The sequence below is a fragment of the Synechococcus sp. H60.1 genome, assembly GCF_047462335.1.
Lineage (GTDB): Bacteria > Cyanobacteriota > Cyanobacteriia > Thermostichales > Thermostichaceae > Thermostichus.
In genome coordinates this window covers 10,388-14,600 of record NZ_JANSJA010000078.1, presented here as the reverse complement: position 1 = coordinate 14,600, position 4,213 = coordinate 10,388, and the positions used below count along the sequence as shown (strand labels likewise).

Genomic DNA, 4,213 nt, shown 5'->3' with positions numbered 1-4,213 from the left:
GTGGCGGCAATAGGGGGCAGGAGAAGAGGAAAGACTTGGCTATCTTGGAAGGGCCACTTGAGGGATCCCGAAGCAACCTAGCCCATGACCTGGCCACTGCTTGCCGTCCAAAAGCTCTTCATCTACCTGCTGGTGGGGATTGCCTTTACGGCCCTCTGCCTTGGGGATCAGGCCCTGTCGCCGGCGGTTATCGCCCTCTGCTTGGCGGCGGGGGCTGCCAGTTGGTTTTGGGAGCCGCCCCGCATTAGCTTTGCCCGCTATGCGCCCCTGTGGATGCCCCTGACGGTGAGCGTGCTGGTCAGCTTGGCGGCTCTGGTGCTTGCGGGCGTGCTGCCGCTTTCGGATGGGGCCATAGGCCTGGTGCTCTACCTTACGGGGGCCAAGTTGTTTCAGCGGGAGCGGGCAGCCGACTACATTCAGTTGGCGGTGTTGTCTTTGCTTCTGATGGCCATTGCCACCCTCTTTAACGAGGACATCAGCTTTGGGTTTTTATTCCTGCTGTATGTGGGGGTGGGGCTGGTTAACCTCACCCTCTATCACCTGCGCCTGCAGGCGGAGCAGTACCCCCAGGCGGCCAGCCAAGTCCGCGGGATCGACCTCAACTTTCTGGGGTTGCTTGGATCCCTGGCTTTGCTGGCAACCCTTCTCTCGGTGGTTTTGTTTTTCCTCTTTCCGCGCCTTAGCTTGGGGCTGCTAGGCCGGCAGGCCCGCTCGCCGGTGATGACCACCGGCTTTGCCGAGGAAGTCAGCCTGGGGGAGTTCGGCACCCTCAAGACCGACAGCACTGTTGTCATGCGGGTGGAGTTCCCGGCGGGGGTGCCGCCCCAGGTGGAGTCCCTCTACTGGCGGGGGATCAGCTTTGATCGCTACGACGGGCGGGCTTGGTCGCGGACGCTGGACCACGCGATCCCGATTTTCCCCAATGCAGCAGGGGTTTTTGATCTCTCGGCTTCCCCCTTGATCCCCACCGCTAGCGACCTCCAGTTCTTCCCCCTGGAGCAGCGGATTTACCTAGAGCCGCTGGCCACCAACACCGTCTTTGGGGTGGCGCCGCTGCTGGAGGTGGAGTGGTTGGATCGGGGTGGAGTGATGACCCCTCAGCAGGCATGGCAACGGCAAACTCGCCGCCTCCTCCTGCACGAGAGCGGGGATGTCAGCCATTCTCTGCCCCCCCGGCTGCCCTATCTCTACCGCGCCGTGAGCTGGATCCCCCGCGATCTGGAGCCCCGCCTGCGCCAGCTTAGCCAGGAGGAGCTGCTGAGTGCTCTTGACCCAGCCCAGCGGGCAGCTTACCTGCAGTTGCCGGCAGATCTAGATCCGCGCATTCCCGCCTTGGCAGAGGAGATCACGGCTGGGATCCCCGATGTCTTTGGCAAGGTAGCGGCTCTGCAGAACTATCTGCTGGAGAACTACGCCTACACCACGGATCTGCCGGATCCCGGGGCTGAGCCGCCTTTGGAGGCCTTTTTGTTTACCCACCGCCGCGGCCACTGCGAATACTTTGCCACCGCCCTGACGGTGCTGGCCCGCAGCCTTGGCATCCCGGCCCGCGTGGTCAATGGCTTTTTGGGCGGGCGCTGGGTGGCGCAGGAAAAGTACCTGGCGGTGCGCAACGCCGATGCCCATTCTTGGACGGAGATCCCCTTTGGCCCCTATGGATGGATCCGCTTCGACGCCACGCCGCCAGAGGCCAATGTCAGCCAGCGGCAAAGCTGGTGGGATCCCTTGCAGGATTTTTACGACAGCCTGCGCTTCCGTTGGTTTAAGTACGTCATCCAGTACGACCTATCCACCCAGCGGCAGATCTGGCGGCAGATTCAGGAGCTGGCCAGCCGCGTGACCGCTCCCCAAAAGCAGGAGGATGTCGTTGCCGCCCTCCGCCGCAGCTTGGTGGGCTGGCGGCAAAGCCTGCAGCAAAACAGCCTGCCGCTGCTGGGGGTGATGGTCATCACTGGCTTCACGGCCTACTGGGGCCGCCGCCGCCGCTACCAGGCCGTGCGCTGGCAGGATGGGGGATGGGTTCTCTTGGCCACGCTTGGCAATGGAGTGGTGATGGGATCCCTGTGGCAGCCACCCCCAGAATGGCCCACCTGGATGATCGGGATCCTGCTGCCAAGTCTGGCCTTTGCCGGCATGCGCTGGATCCCGGCAGCCCTGCCCAAGTCGCAACGGCGCCGCCAGGCCATCTCCAGGCTTTACCTCCAACTGCGGGAGCTGGCGACGGCAGTGGGGATCCCAGCCCACCTAGGTCCTGAAGCCTGCCTAGAACACTTGCACCAGTCCAACTTGCCCCAAGCCGAGCTCGCCATCCAGTTCTTGCAGCGCTACCTGGAGGTGCGCTTTGGCGGGATCCCGCTGGCAGCCGGGGAACTGCAGCGTTGGCAACGACAACTCCGACAGCTTAGGCAGGCCTGGCAGGCCAAAAGTTCGACGCTTACTTCTAAAAGAGCCGCTTGACCTGAAGCCGGCTGGGCCCTGGAGCTCTACGAGCAGCCTTGACGTTATGAGGTGGTTAAGAGATAGTTAACTCTAGGTATAGACATAAGCGGTAGGCCATTGTTGCAAGTGGGCTCTGCCGCTGGTTTTGCCTGTGACCTTGCTAAGGAATCCAAGGCTGTGTTACTTTCCTTGACGTTCAGCCTTGAACAAGCAAGGGCAGGTTTACTATGCGTAACCATTCTCTGAGGGCAGCTCTGGCCGCAACGCTGTGCCTACTGTCCTCTTCCCTTTTTTCTAGCCTGGCCCAGGCGGCGCCGAAGCCGACCGGCAACGGGGCGATCTTTTTCCACCCCGATGGCACTTCGGCCTCCCACTGGGACATCACGCGCATTCTCCACTACGGCCCGGATGGCTTCTTGAACTGGGATCGTCTGCCTGTCATCACCACCTATCGTGGCCATCACCTTGACCTATTGGGTGGAACCTCCAACGCCGGGGCGGTGACGCATGCCACAGGCACTCGTGTGCATGGCGCATCTTTTGGCTTGGATCCGGACGGCAAGGAGTATCCCTCGGCCAACGGCACCCTGAACACGATCATGGAAGATGCTGTGGCGGCGGGTTTGGGTACGGCCCTGGTGCAGTCGGGATCCATCATCGAGCCGGGGACGGCTGCTTTTGTTGCTGAAGCTCCCAAGCGCAGCGACTACGAAGAGATCGCCCTGGAAGTGGTGGAGTCGGGGGTAGACATCATCCTGGGGGCCGGTGAGGAATGGCTGTTGCCGGAAGGCGTCCAGGGGCGCTTTGGCCAAGGGAAGCGCAAGGATGGCCGCAACCTCATCGAGGAAGCCAAGAAAAAAGGGTATGCCGTCGTCTACACCCGCGATGAGCTGCTGAAGCTGCCGGCGGATGCCGCCAAGGTTTTGGGGGTGTTCAACGTAGAGGACACCTTCTACGACAAACCTGAAGAAGAGCTGCGCAAAGAAAACTTGCCCAACTACATCGCCAGCGCGCCCACCATTGCCGAGATGACGCAGTTTGCCCTGGAGCGGATCTCCCGCAATCCCAAGGGCTTCTTCGCCGTCATTGAGGAAGAGGGCACCGACAACATGTGCAACAACCTCAATGCTTCCGGCTGCCTGGGGGCCATGAAGCGGGCTGACGATGCCATTGGGGTAATTCTCGACTTCATCGAGAAGAATCCCAAAACCTTCATGATCACCACCAGCGACAGCAACGCCGGCGGGATGCAGTTGGTGGATGTGGAGTCTGCCGATGAGCCGCTGCCCCCCACTGACCCCGAAGAAAGCGGCGCCCCCATCGATGGCGTCGAGGGCACGGGTACGAAGCCATTTGTTTCAGCACCCGACAAGAACGGCAACCGCCGCCCCTTTGCGGTGGCGTGGGCCACTGGAGACGACGCCGGCAGTGGAGTTATCGCCCGCGCGGCGGGTCTGAACGCTCGCGAGCTGGTGCCCACCACCGGGATCCTGAACACCGACATTTACCGCATTCTCTACACAGTTCTCTTCGGGGAGCGCATCCCCAGCGAGCTGAAGCCGTAGTCTCCGGCAGGCCCGTCGTTTGCCCCAAGCTTTTGAGGACTGAAGGGATCCGATGGATCCCTTTTTTTACAGGCATTCCGAATAGCGATGGAACAGCTCGTTATGCCGATCCCCAACTCCCCTCTCCCCCAAGGGGAGAGGGGCTGGGGGTGAGGGAACGTCCTGTTCAGGAAAGAGAGCTAAGAAGGAGTGAAAAGTCTGCCCTGGGC

2 protein-coding genes are annotated in these 4,213 nt (G+C 61.6%); both read left to right on the top strand.

Annotated features, from left to right (window positions below; genetic code table 11):
* Positions 1 to 84 precede the first annotated feature (84 nt).
* Positions 85 to 2,457 carry a DUF3488 and DUF4129 domain-containing transglutaminase family protein gene (locus NW852_RS04515; RefSeq protein ID WP_414399216.1) on the top strand — a complete coding sequence of 791 codons (2,373 nt, stop codon included), beginning with the start codon at positions 85 to 87 and terminating at the stop codon, positions 2,455 to 2,457.
* 209 nt (positions 2,458 to 2,666) lie between these two features.
* Complete coding sequence (locus NW852_RS04510; protein WP_414372783.1) at positions 2,667 to 4,004, top strand: alkaline phosphatase; 1,338 nt, start codon at positions 2,667 to 2,669, stop codon at positions 4,002 to 4,004.
* Positions 4,005 to 4,213: the final 209 nt, after the last annotated feature.

Bases quoted from the DNA above. Each gene is read 5' to 3' on its own strand.
- NW852_RS04510 (WP_414372783.1), top strand. From the start codon at position 2,667: ATGCGTAACCATTCTCTGAGGGCAGCTCTGGCCGCAACGCTGTGCCTA.
- NW852_RS04515 (WP_414399216.1), top strand. From the start codon at position 85: ATGACCTGGCCACTGCTTGCCGTCCAAAAGCTCTTCATCTACCTGCTG.